We start from the raw sequence: 18,832 nt of genomic DNA, 5'->3' as shown, positions 1-18,832 counted from the left end.
GTGTCCCGGTTCATGTAAACAAACAGCAGCGCAACTGCAATTCCCGCAAGCAGCATGACCGGCAGCCAGTGGTCGGTCAGCCATACGATCCATGTCGGCAAAATAATTCATCTCCTTGTCTCCAAAGCAGGCAGCGTTATCAACTTCATCACGTTTAATTCGTAGCATGCCCTGTTCAGCGGAAATTCCCCATTCCCCGCCCATAAATTAAAGGGAATCGCAGGTATCGCCTGCGGGTGATAGCGTTTATGCACTTGACACCCAGCAGCACGGGTGGTATTATTTTTTTACAAAACACAGTAAATAGGTAGGAATTATATACATTAATAGAAAGTACGCACATGGGAGGTTCCTTGCGATGGAGAAACAATTGGTGCTGCGGCATGAAGGATTGGAATTAACCGCTTCGCTTCATTATCCGACAGGCGGAGGGCAAGATACTGGAGATAAGAAACAAGCTGTTATTATTTGCCATGGCTTTGTTGGCAGCAAAGTTGGCGTTGACCGCCTGTTTGTTAAAACCGCCCGCGCGCTTGCAGCCCAAGGCTCCTATGTGCTCCGTTTCGATTACGGCGGCTGCGGAGAAAGCAGCGGCGATTACGGTTCGCTTGGCTTTGACAGCATGATTGACCAGACCCGTACTGCGATTGATTACATCGCGGATATGGACGCAGTCGATCCGAGCCGCATTACGCTGCTGGGCCACAGTCTGGGCGGTGCGGTTGCGATCGCCGCAGCGGTGAGAGACAAACGAGTCAAACGGCTCGTATTATGGTCCCCGGTCGCTTATCCGTTTAACGATATCGTTCGTATTGTCGGGCGCAGCAGTTATGATGAAGCGGTTAAAAAAGGCAGCACCGATTATGCGGGTTACACGCTGAAGCCGGTGTTTTTCGACTCGCTGCTGCAGCATCAGCCGTTTCAGGCGGCGCCTAAGTTCGGCGGCGAGGTGCTGCTTGTGCATGGCACAAGCGATGAGCTGATTCCGGTCGACTACAGCTTCCTGTACCAGAAGGTGTTCTGGACCCGCAGCGAAGGGCTGTGCGATAAAGAAATTCTTTTTCAGGCGAATCATACGTATTCGTCCCGCCAGCATCAAGAGGAAGCGATCCGCGTTACAGCCGATTGGCTGCAAGGCTTGGACCGCCAGCATCAGGACTGGTTTCATTGGAGCATTTAATGGCATAGGCTATGAATATAAGGCATCTGCAGCCGGACATCCGGTATGGGGCAACCCGTACGGACGATGTTCAGCCCGCAGATGCTTTATTTGTGTTCGGGCAAAATGTCAGGAAAAGAAGAGCCTCGGCAATCACGCTTGCCTTCTTTCATCCGGCAAAAGGAGACAAGCGGGGTTCCCCTATGATTAAATATACATATGGAACTTTCAGGAATTATGACATGATTCTTTCAGGAGAAAGGCGGAAACAATCAAATGAAAAAAAATCGCCGTTTTTTGTTCATTTTATGGCCGGCAGTGATGAGTGTACTTCTGTTATTAGCCGCTTGCGCCTCAAGTGGCTCGAATGAAGCGCCTTCGCCGGCGCCGGAGGCAACGGCAACTGTTTCGCCAAGCGCAGAGCCGGTTCCGACCGAACCGCCGATGACGGCGCCGCTCACCGGGATCGGGCGCGATACGCCCGCGGATGCCCGTCCGATTGGCGTTATGATCAATAACCTCGCGCCGGCAAGACCGCAATCCGGCTTAACAAATGCCGATGTGGTGTGGGAAGTGCTGGCGGAGGGCGGCATTACACGGCTCGTCGCTATTTTTCAAAGTACGGACAAGATGGATGATCCGGTTGGGCCGATCCGCAGCATCCGGCCTTATTTTATCGACTTGATTGAAAGCTACGGCGGGATTATCGCGCATGCGGGCGGCAGCAACGATGCTTATGCGATTTTGCAGACGCAGCACAAGCCCGACCTGGACGAAATTACGAACGCAGGCAGTTACTTCTGGCGCAGCAAGGACCGGAAAGCGCCGCATAACCTGTATTCGGATCTTGGCAAGCTGAAAACCGCAGCGGCCAAAAAGAAATACGGCCCGCTGGACATAGTTCCGGCCTATTCTTTTGACGCTGCAGGCGCTGTTGCGGATACCGATAAACCGGCGGGCAGCATCAGCATCCGTTTTATGCTCAAAAATTATACCGTCCGTTATGAGTATGATGCAGGCAGCGGTATTTATAAAAGATTTATCGGGGACGAACCTCATATTGATATGAACAATAATGAACAGCTTTCGGCGGCCAATCTCGTTGTGCTGAGCACCAAACATGAAACGCTGGATGATGAAGGGCGGCTGGCTGTAGACATGAAATCGGGAGGCCCGGCCGTTTTGTTCCAGAAAGGCAAGGCGCTGGATTGTGAATGGACCCGTGCGGCCGACGGCATGATCCGCATCATGAAAGACGGCAAGGAGCTTCCTTTTATACCCGGGCACACCTATTTCCACATAGTTCCTAACGATAAACCGCTGGAACAGCATGTCACTTACGGGTAAGAATGGTGCGGTTCGGATAAAATGATAGCAGGTCTCGCGTCTGGAAGATGCAAACCTTTATTTTTTTCAATGAACGTTAACAATCCCTTAACAAATGTGAAGTAAACTGTGATAAGATAATCTAGGCTTTTTTTGAAGGAGCAAGGCTGCAACAACTCAACATCCGGCCGCATCAGGTAAAAAGGAGATTACGATGTTTAAGAAAAAAGATATCTTTTTTAAGACGTTGGAAGAAATGGCAGATACGCTTGTAGAGGCGACAGCTTATTTCGCGGAAGGCTTAGACGACTTGTCTGACGTAACGGCATTCGCCAAACGAATGAAGGAATATGAATCTGAATGCGACAAATATACGCATACGATCTTTACCGAGCTGAATAAAACCTTCATTACGCCAATTGAGCGAGAAGATATTATGGCGCTCACGACTTCGCTTGACGACGTGCTGGATGAAGTTGAAGCTTGCGCTTCCCGCTTTGAAATGTACAACGTTACGGAGAAAGACGAATACATAGGGCTGTTTGTCGACATTCTTGTTCGCTCCAGCCAGCAAATTAAAAAGGCGATATACCTTCTCACCGAGAAGAAACTGCTGGCTATCCGCGAGCCGAATATCGCGCTGAACGAATTGGAAAACCAAGCCGACGACTTGCTCCGCGTAGGGATCAAAAGCTTGTTTGCCAATGTAACGGACCCGATTGAACTTATGAAACGCAAAGAAATTTACGAAATGCTGGAGCAAACGACGGACTACTGTGAAGATGTGGCCGATACACTGGAATCGATTATTATGCGTAACAGCTAATCGAAGGAAGCAGAGGTCACCACACATATGGATTCCATAACGTTATGGCTTGTCGTATTACTTGCTCTTGGATTTGATTTTATTAACGGTTTTCACGATACCGCCAATGCAATTGCAACTTCCGTATCGACACGTGCGCTGAAGCCGCGGGTTGCAATTCTGCTGGCTGCCACGATGAACTTTGTCGGAGCGATTACGTTTACCGGCGTTGCCAAAACAATCGGCAGCGGCATTGCCGATCCGGCCAAGCTGGAGCATGGGGTACAGGTCGTAATTGCGGCGCTTATTTCTGCAATTGTCTGGAACCTCGCTACCTGGTGGTTCGGCATTCCGTCTTCTTCATCGCATGCTCTGATCGGATCGCTGACCGGCGCGGTTATTGCCTCGGCAGGCTTCTCCAGTGTAAACGCGGGCGGATTTGTTGACATTGTTAAAGCGCTTATTTTCTCGCCGCTTATTGCCTTCACCATCGGTTTTATTGTCATGTGGCTGCTTAAAATGATATTTGCCCGCAGAAGCCCGCATCAGATTAATAAAGGGTTTCGTTTCGGCCAAATTATTACCGCCGCTTTTCAATCGTTTTCCCACGGGACGAACGATGCGCAAAAAGCAATGGGGATCATTACGTTTGCCCTTGTAACGGCAGGCATCCAGGACCATTTTGAAGTGCCGCTTTGGGTTAAGCTGGCGGCAGCCGCTTCGATGGCATTGGGCACATCAATCGGCGGCTGGAAAATCATTAAAACAATGGGCACGAAAATTTTCAAAATCGAGCCGATTAACGGCTTTGCAGCAGACGTCAGCTCTGCGGCGATTATTTTGACGGCAACGATGATTCAGCTGCCGGTCAGCACGACGCATGTCATTACGTCTTCCATTCTCGGCGTAGGCAGCGCCAAACGTTTCTCCAGCGTCAGATGGACGCTTGCCGGACGTATCGTCATTTCGTGGGTCATTACAATTCCGATTACGATATTGTTTGCGGCTGTTGTTTATTGGATTATCGAAGCGTTATTCCTGTAAACGGCGATATGGACATGCAGGAGGCTGTTTTCAAGAGGGTCAATGTTCTGATTCCGCTTGAAGCGGCCTTTTTTTGCGTACCGGCGTAGCTGGCGCTGCCCCGCCTCTTGGATATAATGTCCTATGGCGGGCGGCTCTTTAACGGCGGCAGGCGCGTTCCGGCGGCGGCAGGTCCCCCTATGTTATTCATAAAGGGAATGCCCCGTGCGGAACGCGCCTGCCAGACGCGCGTATAGTTAAAGAAAGCGGGATACGGCTGGAACTGGCGGTATGAGCGGCGCAGCCTGCCCATGGCCGAAGCTTGCAGAAGCTGCTTCTATTACCTGCGGCGGCGGCCGGGCCGGTAGCTGTAGCGAAGCGGCTTGCTGGGACGATGCTGCTGCGGCTTGCGGCGTTTAGCCGGTGTTGTCCGCTTGGCGGTACGCCGTTTGACGCGGCGTTTCTTAGGCCGCCATTCCGTCGTATCTTCTGTTTCGCTGCCTGCGTTATCATCGGATTTTTTGCTGCTGAAGGAGCCGACAAGCAGCTTCATAAGCGGAGCCATCGACTGGACGCTGCTGATTACTTTCTGAAACTTGGTTACGGAAGACAAAATGCCGTCAATGCCGCCCATCCGGTCGACAAACCCTTTAATGTCCGACAAGTTGGCAAGCGAAAACAATCCGCCTGCCTTCGTGTCCGCTGCAGCAGCCGAAGCTTCGACCACTTCGCCGACAAGAGGCTCCGGCGCTGCCGGCGCTATGGCTTGGGGCGGCATTGGAGGCGCGCCAAAAGCAGGCTGGACCGGCATCCCCTGCATCCCTTGCATCCCCGGCATAAACCCGGATGTAAAACCGGGGAAATTCGGCTGCGGTTGAGTTTCGCCTTGGCGAACCGGCTGATACCCGATGGACCCGGACGGCTGGCGGGAGCTTATGCGCACGACCGGCCCCTCGGAGGATTGGCCCGGATAACCGCTGTTATGCGGGTGCTGCCCGTAAGCGCCGGAACCGGCCTGCGGCGTATAGCCTTGCGTGCCGGGATAGCTGTTCGGCTGCGAATAACCGCTGAAGCCGGTACCGGGATAACCATCCTGCTGCCCGTTGTTATTGCTATAAGCGCTTGCCCCGTTCTGAACGAGTCCGGGATATGGCCCGCCGGCGTAACCGCCCTGCTGGCCGCCTCCGGCATAGCTGCCTGCTTGCGGTCCCAAGCTTCCGCCGTTCGGCCAGCCGTTTGGTAATTCCTGCGAACGCCACTGGCCGCCCCCTGCATAGCCGTAACCTTGCTGCCCGTGCTGGGATGAAGACGTCGGATAACCATAATAGGCGGACTGTCCGTAAGCGCCGTTCTGCGGATTTTGCGGGTATGTGTAGGAGTGTCTTGGCGTTTGATCGTCTTTGCCCTGTTGACCCGGTTTGCGTAAACCGGAAGGCTTGCGGAATTTCACTTGGATCACAACCCTTTTTTTACTAGTCTATGGCATAGGCGAACAGAGGTGACAGAAAACGGGGGCTTCAGCCTATTTTTTTCGTGACAGACGCCTATATTCTGCGATTCAGTAAAGCGTGAACACGTCATAGATTGAAAATTAATCCCAAAACCTATACAATTGATGCATTAGTTATTATTGAGGTGAATAATGGTCATGCAATTGAAAAAGCTAAACGATAAAGCAATAGATCAATTATTTGAAGCCATTCTTACACTAAAAAACGTGGAAGAATGTTATGTATTTTTTGATGATTTGTGCACCGTGAACGAAATCCAGTCGTTGTCCCAGCGTCTGGAAGTCGCACGCATGCTTGGCAAAGGCAGCACCTACAACCAGATCGAAGCGGAGACCGGCGCGAGTACGGCGACTATCTCTCGGGTGAAGCGCTGCCTGAATTACGGGAACGACGGCTACAAAATGACGCTGGACCGCCTGGGACGGTAAGGCGGAGCGGCCATGAAGCAGGGTGTGCTGGTTATTAGCCACGGGTCCCGCGAGGCAGACTGGATCAAACTAGTGGATGACGCGGTGAACGAGGCGGCGTCATCTTTGTCGTTGTCCGGAGTGCCCGTTGTATCGGCATTTCTTGAAATTGTAGAAGGCCGTCTGATTCAGGACGGCATCTGGGAATTGGAACGGCAGGGCGTAACGGATATTTACGTCCTGCCGTTATTCGTATCTTCCGGCAGCACGCATGTCGATGAAATCGCACAGGCGTTTGGCTTGCCAGCCGCTCATGGGCTGCAAGGCGACCTGGAGCCGTTTGAAGTAAAGGCAGCCCGGGTGCGGTTCGGTCAGCCGATTGATGACGACCCGGAAGTGGCGGAAATATTGCTGGGCCATATCCGGGAGCTGTCCCGCGAGCCGGAGCGCGAAGCGCTGCTGCTTATCGGGCATGGCAGCCGGGAGGCGGGCTTCCATGAGCGCTGGCAGCAAGGCATGAGCCTGCTTGGCTCGCGGCTGTGCAGCCTCGGCGGCTTCGCACGGGCGGAGCAGGCGATGCTGCTGCCCGATCAGGCGGCGGAGAAGCTGCGGGGGATGCAAGCGGAACGGCCCGATGAAGCGGTGATCGTCGTGCCGCTGTTTTTGAGCCGGGGGTATTTTACGAACCATGTCATTCCGGGACGGCTGCAAGGATTAAGTTACCGTTACAACGGCAAGGCGCTGCTGCCCCATCCGGCTATTGCCAAGTGGATTGCGAGGCAAGCCGCTGCGGGGCTGGAAGGCTGCGGCAGCGGTTGGGCTGGCAGCAGCGGTGGCTGAAAGGCTGCGGCAGCGGTTGAGCCGGCCAACAGCGGTGGCTGGAAGGCTGCAGGCAGAGAAGAGGCTGCCCGCGGGTTTGTGGGCAGGAGCAGGGGATCATGGGAGATCCTTAAGGATACTCCAGCTTTTTTTATGACGCGACGGGCAAGTGCCTTGGAGGCTGATTGTAAGTGGTTAGCCGCTCAGCTGAATACGCCCCCGCCCGGCTTTTGAAGCTGCGCAGCCGCTCTGTCAACGTTGTGCAAGAAGGACGAAAAATGTTCTTAATTTCGATATTGAAGGCGGTTCCGGTAAGGCATACAATACAAGAGTATATGACATTGCGCGAGCTTAAACAGTTTTAAGCCGCAGAGCGGATCGGGGGTTCAAACGTAATGAAACGGGCAAGGCTGATATATAACCCGACATCGGGAAGAGAAGAGATGAAGAAACGCCTTCCGGACATTTTGCAAAAGCTGGAGCAAAACGGGATCGAGACGAGCTGCCATGCGACGACCGGTGCAGGTGATGCGACCAAGGCCGCTGCCGATGCGGCTGACCGGGATTATGATATGATTATTGCCGCCGGGGGCGACGGCACGCTGTATGAAGTCGTCAACGGACTGGCGAAAAAAGAAAACCGTCCGCCTCTCGGCATTTTGCCGGTAGGGACGACCAATGATTTTGCCCGTGCCGTTGGGATTCCGAAGCATTGGGAGTATGCGGTTGACCTTATCGTTCAGCAGCATACCAAAGCGATCGACGTCGGCAGGTCGAATGACCGTTACTTCATTAATATAGCTGGCGGCGGCGCGCTGACGGACCTCACCTATGATGTGCCGAGCCGGCTGAAGACGATGATCGGACAGCTTGCTTATTACATGAAGGGTCTCGAAAAAATGACCCACCTCCGCCCAACGGAACTGAAGTTCGAAGCGAAAGGCGTCGGTGAATTTCATGAGGAGTTTATGCTGTTCCTGATTTGCAATAGCAATTCGGTAGGCGGCTTTGAGAAGCTCGCCCCGGATTCCAAAGTAGACGACGGCTTGTTCGACGTCGTACTGCTGCGCAAATGCAACCTTGCGGATTTTATCCGTCTCGTTACATTGGCGCTGCGAGGAGAGCATCTTGGCGATTCCCATGTCATCCATTTTCGGACGGACGAGCTGAAAGTATGGACGCCTGACCATGTCCAGATCAATCTGGATGGCGAATTTGGCGGCACGCTGCCGGCGACGTTTACGAATATGCCAAGCCATTTGCAGATTTTTACCGATGCAACGGGGATGGCGTCTTACCGCTAGCTGAGCGGCGGGGAGAATTGTGACCAGATTAATGGGGCGGCAGGGGTTAACACGTTTACGGAGATGTCACGCCGTTATAGTATTCTAGTGAACGGCTCCCTGTGAGGGGCACAGCAATGAAAAGCGGCAGATAAATTTACTAAGCGGATTAGATAAAGAATGAACAGACGCCAAGCGATGCTTGGCGTTTAAACATAGAATCGGAGAGAGTTATGAACAGAAAAAAGCAAGGATTTGCACGAAAACAACCAGCGGCAGCGAAATCCTCCGCCCATGGAGGCGGAAAGAGAGCCGCCCATGCCGGTGCAAAAATAGCCGCCTCAGAGGAAGCTAAAACCGCCGCGCATGGGGGCGGAAAGACCGCAGCCCATACCGGTAGAAAGACTACGGCCCGAACCGCCGCTAAAACCGCTGCCCACACCGGCGTCAAAACTGCCGCTCATACCGCACCGGTCGATAAAAACGATGAAGTCGTGCTCGACATCGTTGGGCTGACGCACGAAGGAGAAGGGGTAGGCCGCCAGAACGGCTTTACCCTTTTTGTACATGGCGCGCTGCCGGGTGAGCGCGTGCGGGCGAAAGTGCTGAAGGTAAAGAAGCAATACGGCTATGCCAAGCAGCTGGAGCTGCTGTCGGCCAGCTCCGACCGCATCGAGCCGCCGTGCCCGATCTACAAGCAATGCGGCGGCTGCCAGCTGCAGCATTTGAGCTATGAGGCGCAGCTTGCGTGGAAACGCCAGCTCGTCGTGGACAACCTGACGCGGATCGGGAAGCTGAACGTGGCGGGCAGCGAAGCTGGAGCAGGTGCGGCCATCAGCGGCGGTACGATTGCAGGGGCAGGGAACGGCAGTGCAGTTGAAGACACCGGAGCAGCCAGCCCTACGAAAGCTTCCTCCAGCAGCAGCTTAACGAATGCCGAAGGCGGAGCTAACGCGTTTTCCGCAACTGGTGCGGGAATTCTTGTTCACCCGACCATCGGCATGACCGAGCCGTGGCGCTATCGCAACAAAGCGCAGGTGCCGATCGGCGTACGCGGCGATCTGAACGAAGGCGAGCTGATCGGCGGCTTTTATGCCCAGGGCAGCCACCGCATTATCGACATGAACGAATGCCTCATCCAGGATGAGCGCAACGATGAAATCGTCCGCATCGTGAAACAAATCGGTCGCGAGCTTGGCATCAAACCGTATAATGAAGAGACAGGGCAAGGCATCCTGCGCCATGTCATGGCACGTACCGGTTATGTCACGGGCGAAATGATGATCGTGCTCGTCACCAACGGCGACCGTCTCCCGCGCCGGGAGGAATGGATCACGCGTATCCGCGAAGAGCTGCCGCAAGTAACCAGCATCGTGCAAAACGTCAACAATCGTAACACCAACGTTGTTTTTGGCGACACCACGAGAAGGCTTTGGGGCAGCGAAGTCATTTACGACGAGCTCGACGGCATTCGTTTTGCCATCTCCGCGCGTTCGTTCTACCAGGTGAATCCGGTTCAAACGATCGCCCTCTACCGCAAAGCGGTCGAATACGCCGGCCTGACCGGCAGCGAGACAGTAATTGACGCCTACTGCGGCATCGGTACCATCTCGCTGTTTCTGGCACGTAAGGCCGGCCGCGTATACGGCGTCGAAATCGTGCCGGAAGCCATCGAAGACGCCGGCCGCAATGCCGCGCTGAACGGCATCACCAACGCCTCATTCGAGGCAGGCGCCGCCGAAGTTGTCATCCCGCGCTGGCGCGAAGAAGGCATCGTGCCCGATGTCATGGTCGTCGACCCGCCGCGCAAAGGCTGCGATGAGGCGCTGCTGGACACCATCCTCGCGATGAAACCCGAGCGAGTTGTGTATGTTAGCTGCAATCCATCCACACTCGCGCGCGATTTGCGCGTGCTCGAAGACGGCGGCTACCGCACCGTCGAGGTGCAGCCGGTGGATATGTTCCCGCATACGGTGCATGTGGAGTGTTGTGTGTCGCTCATAAGGAAGTAGTAGTTAAGAGCCGCATTTACCTATTATATAAAGACTTTAAGAGCCTAAGCGGGTTAGCGCTTGGGCTTTTCTTATGCGGAGATACTGCAGAGGCAATAGTGGAAGATATTCAGGAAATGGAAGGGGATTGAAGAAATATGTCGAACTATTTGAGGGTAATGATTATTCGGTAACGATCTGGCAAGAGGTTGGAAGTCACCCATGAAGGATTGAGAGGTTTGAGTATGAGTAGATTAATTGATAGCAGTATAACAATATACGAGGCTTTACAAAACATTAAAAACGGCAAGTTTGTTATGCCTGCATTTCAAAGACAGTATGTTTGGAGCATTGAGCAAATTGAAAAGTTGTGGGACTCCATTCTGCTTGATTACCCAATTGCCACATTCCTGTTCTGGCACGTGGACGATGACAATGTGACATGGGATACATACTTCTGCAACTTCCTGTCTGAGGTAACGTTCGATAGCAGAAAACAGGCAGACAGCGTAAATTATGAATTGACCAGCATAGATGTGAAGATTACTGATACTGCGGTATTGGACGGACAGCAGAGATTAACTTCTCTGTTTCTGTCCTTGTTAGGAGATGCTTATATTCGGCAAAAACACGCAAGGAAGCAAAATGGTGGTGGATTGGTTACAAAGCTATTGATTGAACTGAATAAGAATAAGCTGACTGTTGATGAAGAGGAATATAATAGTAAAAAGTATGACATCAAGTTCAGTGAAAAGGTAGGCAAGCTGAGTCCGACACAGTTTGAAATTAAGAGTATTCTAAACGAGAAGTTCCAGGATGGATCAACCAGAGACCAAGCTATCGATGAAGCTATTGCCAATGTTCCGGCAGACAGTAAACAGTATGCAAGGGATATTCTAAATAAGCTGTATAATAAAATCTTTGTAGAAAAGCTGATTCGGTTTACAGAAATCCAGGACATGAAACAGGATGATGCCCTTGAGATGTTCGTAAGGTTTAACAGCGGTGGCAAGGCACTCCGCAAATCGGAAATTACGATGTCCATCCTTGAGGCATATTGGCCAAGTGCAAAGACGGAGTTCGGAAAGCTACTTGTGGAGTCTTATGCTGGATTCGGTTCGGATTTTATAATCCGTTCTGCTCTTATGCTTTATGGTGATGTTGTAAAGTCAAATATTAACAAGCAGATAGCAGAGGAACTGAAGAATAACTGGAGTGCTTTCAGAAAGGCACTAAAGGATCTGGAAACCGTGCTGAAAGGCATGAAAATCGAGGTCAGCCGTTTTTCAAGCAGCTGGAACGTACTGTTACCTATAATCTACTTTATTTATTACAACCCAGAATATAATAAAAACCTTGATGGCATTCGTGCTTATTTGATTAGAGCGGTTCTGTTCACGTATTTCCAATCTGGCACAACTAGCAAACTTCAACAGATGAAGAGTAACATCAACAGCTATGATTATGAAATCAATGTGGATATGCTCAACCAGATGAATGAACTCCGAGTAACGGACGGCAAAATTGAAGATATACTCAATGCAGAAAAAGGCAGTAGAGTTGCTGGAGAGGCACTATATTATCTGTCCCTTGACTGGATGAACAGGAACTATAAGTATGAGCAAGACCATCTGCATCCATATGACAGATTTGAAGGTAACAAGCCTGTGTCTGTTTCTATGGAAGATTGGAAAAGGTGGCGTGGAAATCGTAATCGACTACCTAATCTACATTTGCTTGAAGGTAGAAGTAACGGTAGCAAAAATAATATGCGACTTGTTGATTATTACAATGATATGAATGATGATCAGAAAGCGGAGTTCCTGAAGCAGGCTATGATTGCAGATGGTGTTTCACTTGAAATTGAGGATTTTGAAAAGTTTTATGAGGCAAGAAAAGCAATACTCTCGGAAAGGGTACGAGAGTTGCTAAGGTGATTAACTTTTGTTGTTAGGTCAAATAGATATTTTTTACGAGTGGTAAGGTTGAATGTGAAATGTCAACATATCGTGTTGACAAATAACAGGAACCAAAACCACTTTTGTTTTTAACAATAACGAGTACTTTCTTTAAAAAACAGTTGGCTCCCAACGTAACCCCTCTTAAGCCCCGAAATTGGATTTGAGTCTAGGCTACTTAACGTAGTAAGCTAGATGAAGAATCAGTGGAGGGGATTTTTTATGCAACGTAGACGGTTTACGATCGAGTTCAAACAGCAAGTGATTCAAGAAGCTAAAGAGGTCGGGAATGCTGCGCAAGTAGCGCGCCGCCATAACATAAATCCGAAGATGTTATACCGATGGATGGAGCAAGCTGAACATACGGATTGGAAAACAACAGATTCTGCATCCAAAGCGATTGCGGCTTATACACCTTCACCGCAAGAGTTTCGTTCACTTGAAGGCGAAAATAAACAACTGAAGGAACTCCTTGGCGAGAAGGATCTGGAGATTGCCGTTCTTCGTGATTTGCTAAAAAAGCAGAACCCAGCTTATCGGACAAAATTGAAATAGCCGACAAGTGGATTAAGCTGGGACATGTGGTCAGCCGCATTTTGCGGATTGTCGGTGTGAGCGAACAGATTTATTATTACCGCAAGAAGCAGCCTAGTAGTCAGGTTCCTTCTACTGGTAAAGGTGGTCGCCCGGTGCCTGGTTTCTCCATGACGAAAGCCGGCGTACCGATTAGTGATGGTCAGATCCAGGAATGGCTTTGTGAGCTGCTGAATGGCGAAACTGACGTCTATGGCTACCGTAAACTGACGATCTGCTTGCAGCGTGAGTACAACCTGGTGATCAACAAGAAGAAGGTTTATCGCCTGCTTGATGAGATGGAAATGCTCCAGCCTCAGCGGAAAAAGCGGATCAAACATCCACGTAGATTGGCAAATAACCGTGAGATTGCGGCTTCCAACGAACTGTGGGAAATGGACATCAAATACGGCTACATTGCAGGAGAACAGCGCTTTTTTTACCTACTATGCGTTTTGGATGTGTTAGACCGTGAGATCATCGATTTCCACATGGGACTGTCCTGTGAAGGCAAGCATGCAGCAGGATTAATTCAGCGTACCCTGTGGCAACGACAGCTTTTCGAGACGAAGCAACGGCCCGTGATTCGCACCGACAATGGCCCGCAGTTTATTTCTCACGTCTTTGAAGAAGCATGTGAGGCGTATGAGGTCGTGCACGAGAGAATCCCGCCAAAGACACCAAACAAGAATGCGCATATTGAGTCGTTTCACAGTTTACTGGAAACGGAATGTTTACAGCGCTATGAATTTGGTACCTACCAGGAAGCCTACGAGGTCGTGACGAACTATATCTGTTTTTACAACGAACGACGTATGCACGGGAGTCTCTTTGATTTAGCACCAAAGCTGTTCCGCCAAGCTGTAGCGATGCAACAAGTGAAGGCCAAGAAAATTAAAGTATGAGGAAAAAGAAAGAGAAACTATGATAGTAGCTGATTAAGTGACGTAGACTCAAAAATTCGGGTGTTTAACCGCTTCTATCAAGAAAATCTTGACTAACCCTCATTATGTTGGTGACTTGGTTCAAGGAAGGCAGACAACCGTTAGCGTTACGTCAAAGGTACGTGAAGAAATCCCAAGGGATTGACAAATCATTACCGAAAATGCCCACCAAGCCATAATTTCAAGAGAAGACTTTGAAGCTGTACAACAGTACATGGAGGGGCGAAAGCGACAAATTGCAAAGCCCAAGGCAAAGAAGCACCTGTTTACAAACTACCTTTTCTGTGCAGATTGTGGGAAGGCTCTATGGTACGTCCATTACCGTAAAGGCTATGTTTGTGGCAACTACTATAAGCATGGGAAGTACGTTTGTAGTCAGCATAGCGTGAAGGAAAAGGAACTCATTGAGGTTGTCTTGACCGATATTCGTAACAGTGCTGAGAGTCTTAATGAAAACGAGATTATGGGGCGGCTTGAGGTAAAGAGCCAACAAGCAAGAAAGCAGACAGAGAAGCAAATACAGTCTTTACAAAGACGTATTGAAAAATTGAAAGAACAAAAGACAGGCTTAATCAGACTGTTGGCGAGCGGTACGATTACTGAGATAGAGTATAAGGAAGCAACGGAAAGCGGCAATGCTGAACTGTATAGCCTACAGGAGCAGTTAAAAGGCTTCCAGTCTCAACAAGGGAATAAAAGTACAGGGGAAAGTATTGCTCGGTTGAAGAAAGAACTCAAGCAATTCATGAAGCTTAAGGAACTTACTCCTGAAATGGTGCATCGTTTGGTTGATAGGATTGAAGTTCAAGCGGATGGTTCGGTAAACATTCATTACAAGTTTGCCGCCACCGCTCTTCTTACGGCTTAATATACAGTGACCGACACTCAAGCCATGTGGAGTCGGTGGTATGGATGGATCGAAAATGATTTGTGACAGGTTCGCTTAAATAAATTATGTTTTTCATTCGTCCAAGGCGTATATGAAATATCAAAAAATTCCAATGAGAGGTTTATTCATTATGGAACATGAAAAAGGCGAGTTGTCACCGGAACAACGCGAAGAGTTATTCCACGTATGGAAAGTTCGTTTTGAGAAAAACATGAACCGTCATAAAGGTATTGAATGGGCTGGAGTACAAGCAAAGCTGGAAGCTAATGCTGAAAAACTATGGTCACTTCACGAAATGGAAAGAACCGGCGGTGAACCAGATGTTGTTGGCTATGCTGAAGCGACGGGTGAATATATTTTTTATGACTGTTCGGTTGAAAGTCCTAGTGGCCGCAGAAGCGTTTGTTACGATAATGAAGCGCTGGAGTCAAGGAAGGAGCATAAACCGAAGAATAGTGCTATCCATATGGCGGCTGCCATGGGCATTGAGCTTTTGACAGAAGAACAGTATCGGGAGCTGCAGAAGCTTGGACAATTCGATACGAAAACATCGAGTTGGTTGAAAACACCTTCTGAGATTAGAAAACTCGGTGGTGCTATCTTTGCTGATTTCCGCTACGGAACTGTCTTCGTGTATCATAACGGTGCGGAATCCTATTATGGCGCCAGAGGGTTCCGTGGTTCGCTCACGGTTTAAATTCTATTATAAAGTGGTGAAATGGGATTGAGGAATCCTGTTTCGTCTAAGCCTTAATTTTCACTATACACAGCAACAGAACAGCCCTCTACCGCCTTATCGGCGGCGGAGGGCTGTTGCTTGCTATATTATGTTAACGACTGCCACAGAAGGGAGTGTTTAAATTAAACAATGAATATTGAAATGGTAATGCAGGAGCTTGAAGCTCTCAGCAAGGAAGTAGAATGCACGATTAGTGATGCCCCCGAGCGAAATACGCGATGAACAATTTTTTGTACACAGTCGCTGTAAGACAAATGAAAGCAGAACATGTATAAAATCTGTATTGCAACTATTTGGATCAATTCGTGCAAACGATTGCATTGATGGGCAAATAAAATTATAATGACTTATACAATGTTATAGTTTTGAAGATACCGGATGGAACAATTACAGTTGCCGTCGCAATAATCATGGTTACAATTGTTTTCGTGCAAACGATTGCACATTCTTATCCTATAACAAACTGCGCAGCGATTTGCAAAATATGCATTTCATTCCAGGGATGTTTCTTTGCTTTTGCTCAGCTGCCGCTTCAAACGTTCATCCCAAATGCAAAGAGGTGAAGTACATGAAAGTCACCATTAAAGAGGTCGCCAAACAAGCAGGCGTTTCAGCATCTACCGTATCGCGAGTGGTTTCAAACAGCTCGAAGATTAGTGAAGAAACGAAGCAGAAGGTACGCATCGTGATGGAAGAACTGGGATTCCATATCAACCAGAACGCTCGTAATTTGGTCCGGCAATCCACGAAGACCATTGGAATCGTCATGAAGAGTTCTGCCGGCGAATCGCTGCATGATCCGTTTTTTCCTGAGGTTTTGCGGGGCATAAGCGCTTGGTGTCATAAGCAGGGTTTCAGCATTTGCCTGACAACAGGCGATTCGGAGGAGGCTATTTTTCAAGATACGGTCAACATGGTTCGCGGTAAAAGGGTCGACGGGATCATCGTATCCTACTCCAAGCAAAAGGATAAAGTCGTTCCTTATCTGATTGAAAGCGGCATTCCTTTTGTCGTGATTGGCAAACCTTATGGCAACGCGGAAAGCGTGACCTATGTGGACAATGATAATGTGAAAGCGGCCAGGGAGGCTGCTGAGTTTCTAATCGAACAAGGCCGTAAAACAATCGGTTATATTGGCGGGCCGCTGACGTTTGAAGTCGCGAAATACCGGCTGCAAGGCTTTAAAGAGGCGGTTCTGTTCAATCAGCTGGATATGTCCGGGGATTATATGAAAAACCCGGAATCGCCGGATTTTATCCGCAATGCTGTTCATGAGCTCATGGATTTGGAGGCGCCGCCAACCGGGATTGTTGTAATAGACGATTTAACGGCGCTTCATGTTTTGCTGGTGTTAAGAGAGAGGCATGTGCAGGTGCCGAATGAGGTCAGTCTGATTAGTTTTAATAATACGATGGTGGCGCAGTTCTCTAGCCCTGCTCTCACATCGGTAGATACGCAAATTTTCCAGTTAGGCTATGAATCGGCCAGATGTTTGATCGAGGAAATTAAAGACCCTTCCCAGTTTAAAAAAAGCATTATTATCCCGACGGTGATTCGGGAAAGAGAGTCAACGATTCCATTTATTCAGCAGTAAGAACACCAGCATCAACAGGTACAATTTATATAAATTATGGAGGTTAAGAGAGTGAACAAACAGTGGTGGAAAGAAAGCGTTGCTTATCAAGTTTATCCGAGAAGCTTCATGGATCAGAACGGAGACGGCATTGGCGATATTCAAGGCGTGATCTCCAAGCTGGATTATTTGAAAGAGTTAGGAATAGACGTAATATGGATTTGTCCGATGTATAAATCGCCAAACGACGATAACGGTTACGATATTTCGGATTATCAGGATATTATGGACGATTTCGGGACAATGGCTGATTTTGACGAGCTGTTGGATCAAGTGCATCAGCGCGGGATGAAATTAATTCTGGACTTGGTCATTAATCATACAAGCGACGAGCATCCTTGGTTCATTGAATCCCGGTCCTCTATTCACAATCCGAAACGGGATTGGTACATTTGGCGGGACGGCAAGGATGGCAAGGAACCAAACAATTGGGAATCGATCTTCAGCGGTCCGGCGTGGAAATATGATGAAGCGACGGGGCAATATTTTATGCACATCTTTTCGCAGCGGCAGCCGGATCTGAACTGGGAAAATCCCGATGTGCGCAATGCTTTGTACGATATGGTCAACTGGTGGCTGGAGAAAGGGATCGATGGTTTCCGCGTTGATGCCATTTCGCATATTAAAAAAGAGCCGGGCTTAACGGATATGCCAAATCCGGATAACTTAGACGTTGTTCCATGTTTCCCTAAAATGATGAACGTTGACGGGATCGACGAGTTTCTGACTGAATTCTCGCAAAAGACGATCAAAAATTATGACGTGATGACCGTTGGCGAGGCCAATGGCGTCGGGCTTGAGGACGCGGACAAATGGGTCGGAGAAGAGAACGGCTACTTCAATATGATTTTTCAGTTCGAGTTTTTAGGCCTTTGGGAAAAGGATGCCGACGGAGCGGTTGACGTACGCGCATTAAAGAAAAATTTGTCGAAGTGGCAAACCGGTTTGGACGGAAGAGGATGGAACGCGTTATTTATTGAAAACCATGATCAGCCGCGCAGGGTGTCGACGTGGGGAGACGATCGCAGCTATTGGAAGGAAAGCGCCAAAATGCTTGGTGCTTTATACTTCTTAATGAAAGGAACTCCTTTCATTTATCAAGGGCAGGAAATCGGCATGACGAATGTCCAGTTCCCGTCGATTGAGGATTACAACGACGTAGGAATGATCAACTATTATCAGATTGAATCCGCCAAAGGCCGTCCGCATGATGAAATTATGCAGGTTATCTGGAAGCAAGGCCGTGACAATTCCCGCACGCCGATGCAGTGGTCGGCTGAACCGATGGCGGGCTTCACCGCTGCAGATCAGACATGGCTGAAGGTCAATCCGAATTATTCTACGATCAACGTTGCCCAGCAATTGGACGACCCGGATTCCATCTTGAACTTTTATAAACAATTGATTCGTTTACGGAAACAAAATCCGGTATTCGTTTATGGCTCGTATCACTTGCTGTTGCCTAATCACTCCCGGCTGTTTGTTTATACCCGCACGCTGGGCAGCAAAAAGGCTTTAGTCATCAATAACTTTTCGAATAAAGAGACCAGATTTAAGGTCCCGGCGAGTGTCAGCTGCCGATCCTCTCAGCTTGTTCTTCATAACTATGAGGTACAAGACCAGAAGCTAAGAAAAGAAGGTACGCTGAAGCCTTATGAAACAAGAGTATACCTTTTGAAGTAAACGGGATAAGGAATGGCGTGAAGTTGAGCGTACTGGTAAGGTTCAAGTGATTCGGACCATCAGAAGATAAACCCGGCGAAGCAGGTGTC

Annotated in this window: 17 protein-coding genes; 16 read left to right on the top strand and 1 reads right to left on the bottom strand. The window is 49.4% G+C overall.

The window, feature by feature from the left end:
* Positions 1-358: 358 nt before the first annotated feature.
* The 4 genes from ET464_RS12085 to ET464_RS12070 all read left to right on the top strand — a co-directional run bounded on the left by ET464_RS12085 (position 359) and on the right by ET464_RS12070 (position 4,334).
* Entirely contained in the window at positions 359-1,180 is an 822-nt protein-coding gene (locus tag ET464_RS12085) for an alpha/beta hydrolase (protein ID WP_129441212.1), read from the top strand.
* A gap of 255 nt (positions 1,181-1,435) precedes the next feature.
* Positions 1,436-2,506: a DUF3048 domain-containing protein gene (locus ET464_RS12080; RefSeq protein WP_129441210.1), complete on the top strand. Its 1,071-nt coding sequence runs from the start codon at positions 1,436-1,438 to the stop codon at positions 2,504-2,506.
* 193 nt (positions 2,507-2,699) lie between these two features.
* Positions 2,700-3,311 (top strand): DUF47 domain-containing protein, encoded by a 612-nt coding sequence (locus ET464_RS12075; RefSeq protein WP_129441208.1) that lies wholly within the window; start codon positions 2,700-2,702, stop codon positions 3,309-3,311.
* A 27-nt stretch (positions 3,312-3,338) separates the two neighbouring features.
* A complete protein-coding gene (locus tag ET464_RS12070; protein WP_129441206.1) occupies positions 3,339-4,334 on the top strand; it encodes an inorganic phosphate transporter in 996 nt (331 codons plus the stop codon).
* Between the two features lie 319 nt (positions 4,335-4,653).
* Here ET464_RS12070 and ET464_RS12065 read toward each other — a convergent pair whose 3' ends face one another.
* Entirely contained in the window at positions 4,654-5,763 is a 1,110-nt protein-coding gene (locus ET464_RS12065) for a hypothetical protein (RefSeq protein ID WP_165279987.1), read from the bottom strand.
* A gap of 198 nt (positions 5,764-5,961) precedes the next feature.
* Between ET464_RS12065 and ET464_RS12060 the strand changes: the two genes are divergently transcribed.
* The 12 genes from ET464_RS12060 (at position 5,962) to ET464_RS12005 (ending at position 18,743) form a co-directional block, all read left to right on the top strand.
* Positions 5,962-6,252: a YerC/YecD family TrpR-related protein gene (locus ET464_RS12060; RefSeq protein ID WP_129441202.1), complete on the top strand. Its 291-nt coding sequence runs from the start codon at positions 5,962-5,964 to the stop codon at positions 6,250-6,252.
* 12 nt (positions 6,253-6,264) lie between these two features.
* A complete protein-coding gene (locus tag ET464_RS12055; protein WP_129441200.1) occupies positions 6,265-7,071 on the top strand; it encodes a sirohydrochlorin chelatase in 807 nt (268 codons plus the stop codon).
* A 374-nt stretch (positions 7,072-7,445) separates the two neighbouring features.
* The gene (locus tag ET464_RS12050; RefSeq protein ID WP_129441198.1) at positions 7,446-8,354 is read left to right on the top strand and encodes a diacylglycerol kinase; all 909 of its coding nucleotides are present in this window, start codon (positions 7,446-7,448) and stop codon (positions 8,352-8,354) included.
* 212 nt (positions 8,355-8,566) lie between these two features.
* Complete coding sequence (rlmD, locus tag ET464_RS12045) at positions 8,567-10,345, top strand: 23S rRNA (uracil(1939)-C(5))-methyltransferase RlmD (RefSeq protein ID WP_129441196.1); 1,779 nt, start codon at positions 8,567-8,569, stop codon at positions 10,343-10,345.
* A 224-nt stretch (positions 10,346-10,569) separates the two neighbouring features.
* Complete coding sequence (locus ET464_RS12040) at positions 10,570-12,261, top strand: DUF262 domain-containing protein (RefSeq protein ID WP_129441194.1); 1,692 nt, start codon at positions 10,570-10,572, stop codon at positions 12,259-12,261.
* A gap of 243 nt (positions 12,262-12,504) precedes the next feature.
* On the top strand, positions 12,505-12,837 hold the full coding sequence (locus ET464_RS12035) for a transposase (protein ID WP_129441192.1): 333 nt from the start codon (positions 12,505-12,507) through the stop codon (positions 12,835-12,837).
* Positions 12,838-12,863: 26 nt separating this feature from the next.
* Positions 12,864-13,760 carry an IS3 family transposase gene (locus ET464_RS12030; protein WP_165279986.1) on the top strand — a complete coding sequence of 299 codons (897 nt, stop codon included), beginning with the start codon at positions 12,864-12,866 and terminating at the stop codon, positions 13,758-13,760.
* A gap of 88 nt (positions 13,761-13,848) precedes the next feature.
* Entirely contained in the window at positions 13,849-13,944 is a 96-nt protein-coding gene (locus tag ET464_RS20875; protein WP_165279985.1) for a hypothetical protein, read from the top strand.
* A 69-nt stretch (positions 13,945-14,013) separates the two neighbouring features.
* A complete protein-coding gene (locus tag ET464_RS12020; protein ID WP_129441188.1) occupies positions 14,014-14,667 on the top strand; it encodes a recombinase zinc beta ribbon domain-containing protein in 654 nt (217 codons plus the stop codon).
* A 151-nt stretch (positions 14,668-14,818) separates the two neighbouring features.
* Positions 14,819-15,385, top strand: a complete 567-nt coding sequence (locus tag ET464_RS12015) for a DUF4256 domain-containing protein (protein WP_129441186.1) — start codon at positions 14,819-14,821, stop codon at positions 15,383-15,385.
* A 610-nt stretch (positions 15,386-15,995) separates the two neighbouring features.
* Positions 15,996-17,021 (top strand): LacI family DNA-binding transcriptional regulator, encoded by a 1,026-nt coding sequence (locus ET464_RS12010; protein ID WP_129441184.1) that lies wholly within the window; start codon positions 15,996-15,998, stop codon positions 17,019-17,021.
* 51 nt (positions 17,022-17,072) lie between these two features.
* Positions 17,073-18,743: a glycoside hydrolase family 13 protein gene (locus ET464_RS12005; protein WP_129441182.1), complete on the top strand. Its 1,671-nt coding sequence runs from the start codon at positions 17,073-17,075 to the stop codon at positions 18,741-18,743.
* Positions 18,744-18,832 lie beyond the last annotated feature (89 nt).

The organism is Paenibacillus protaetiae, assembly GCF_004135365.1.
In the GTDB taxonomy this organism is placed as follows: Bacteria; Bacillota; Bacilli; order Paenibacillales; family Paenibacillaceae; genus Paenibacillus_AP; species Paenibacillus_AP protaetiae.
This window is presented reverse-complemented; position numbering and strand designations above follow the sequence as displayed.

Excerpts from the sequence above, each read along its gene's own strand:
- ET464_RS12015 (WP_129441186.1), top strand. The coding sequence starts at position 14,819 with ATGGAACATGAAAAAGGCGAGTTGTCACCGGAACAACGCGAAGAGTTA.
- ET464_RS12075 (WP_129441208.1), top strand. The coding sequence starts at position 2,700 with ATGTTTAAGAAAAAAGATATCTTTTTTAAGACGTTGGAAGAAATGGCA.
- ET464_RS12040 (WP_129441194.1), top strand. The coding sequence starts at position 10,570 with ATGAGTAGATTAATTGATAGCAGTATAACAATATACGAGGCTTTACAA.
- ET464_RS12080 (WP_129441210.1), top strand. The coding sequence starts at position 1,436 with ATGAAAAAAAATCGCCGTTTTTTGTTCATTTTATGGCCGGCAGTGATG.
- ET464_RS12055 (WP_129441200.1), top strand. The coding sequence starts at position 6,265 with ATGAAGCAGGGTGTGCTGGTTATTAGCCACGGGTCCCGCGAGGCAGAC.
- ET464_RS12070 (WP_129441206.1), top strand. The coding sequence starts at position 3,339 with ATGGATTCCATAACGTTATGGCTTGTCGTATTACTTGCTCTTGGATTT.
- ET464_RS12035 (WP_129441192.1), top strand. The coding sequence starts at position 12,505 with ATGCAACGTAGACGGTTTACGATCGAGTTCAAACAGCAAGTGATTCAA.
- rlmD (WP_129441196.1), top strand. The coding sequence starts at position 8,567 with ATGAACAGAAAAAAGCAAGGATTTGCACGAAAACAACCAGCGGCAGCG.
- ET464_RS12010 (WP_129441184.1), top strand. The coding sequence starts at position 15,996 with ATGAAAGTCACCATTAAAGAGGTCGCCAAACAAGCAGGCGTTTCAGCA.
- ET464_RS12085 (WP_129441212.1), top strand. The coding sequence starts at position 359 with ATGGAGAAACAATTGGTGCTGCGGCATGAAGGATTGGAATTAACCGCT.
- ET464_RS12060 (WP_129441202.1), top strand. The coding sequence starts at position 5,962 with ATGCAATTGAAAAAGCTAAACGATAAAGCAATAGATCAATTATTTGAA.
- ET464_RS12050 (WP_129441198.1), top strand. The coding sequence starts at position 7,446 with ATGAAACGGGCAAGGCTGATATATAACCCGACATCGGGAAGAGAAGAG.
- ET464_RS12020 (WP_129441188.1), top strand. The coding sequence starts at position 14,014 with ATGGAGGGGCGAAAGCGACAAATTGCAAAGCCCAAGGCAAAGAAGCAC.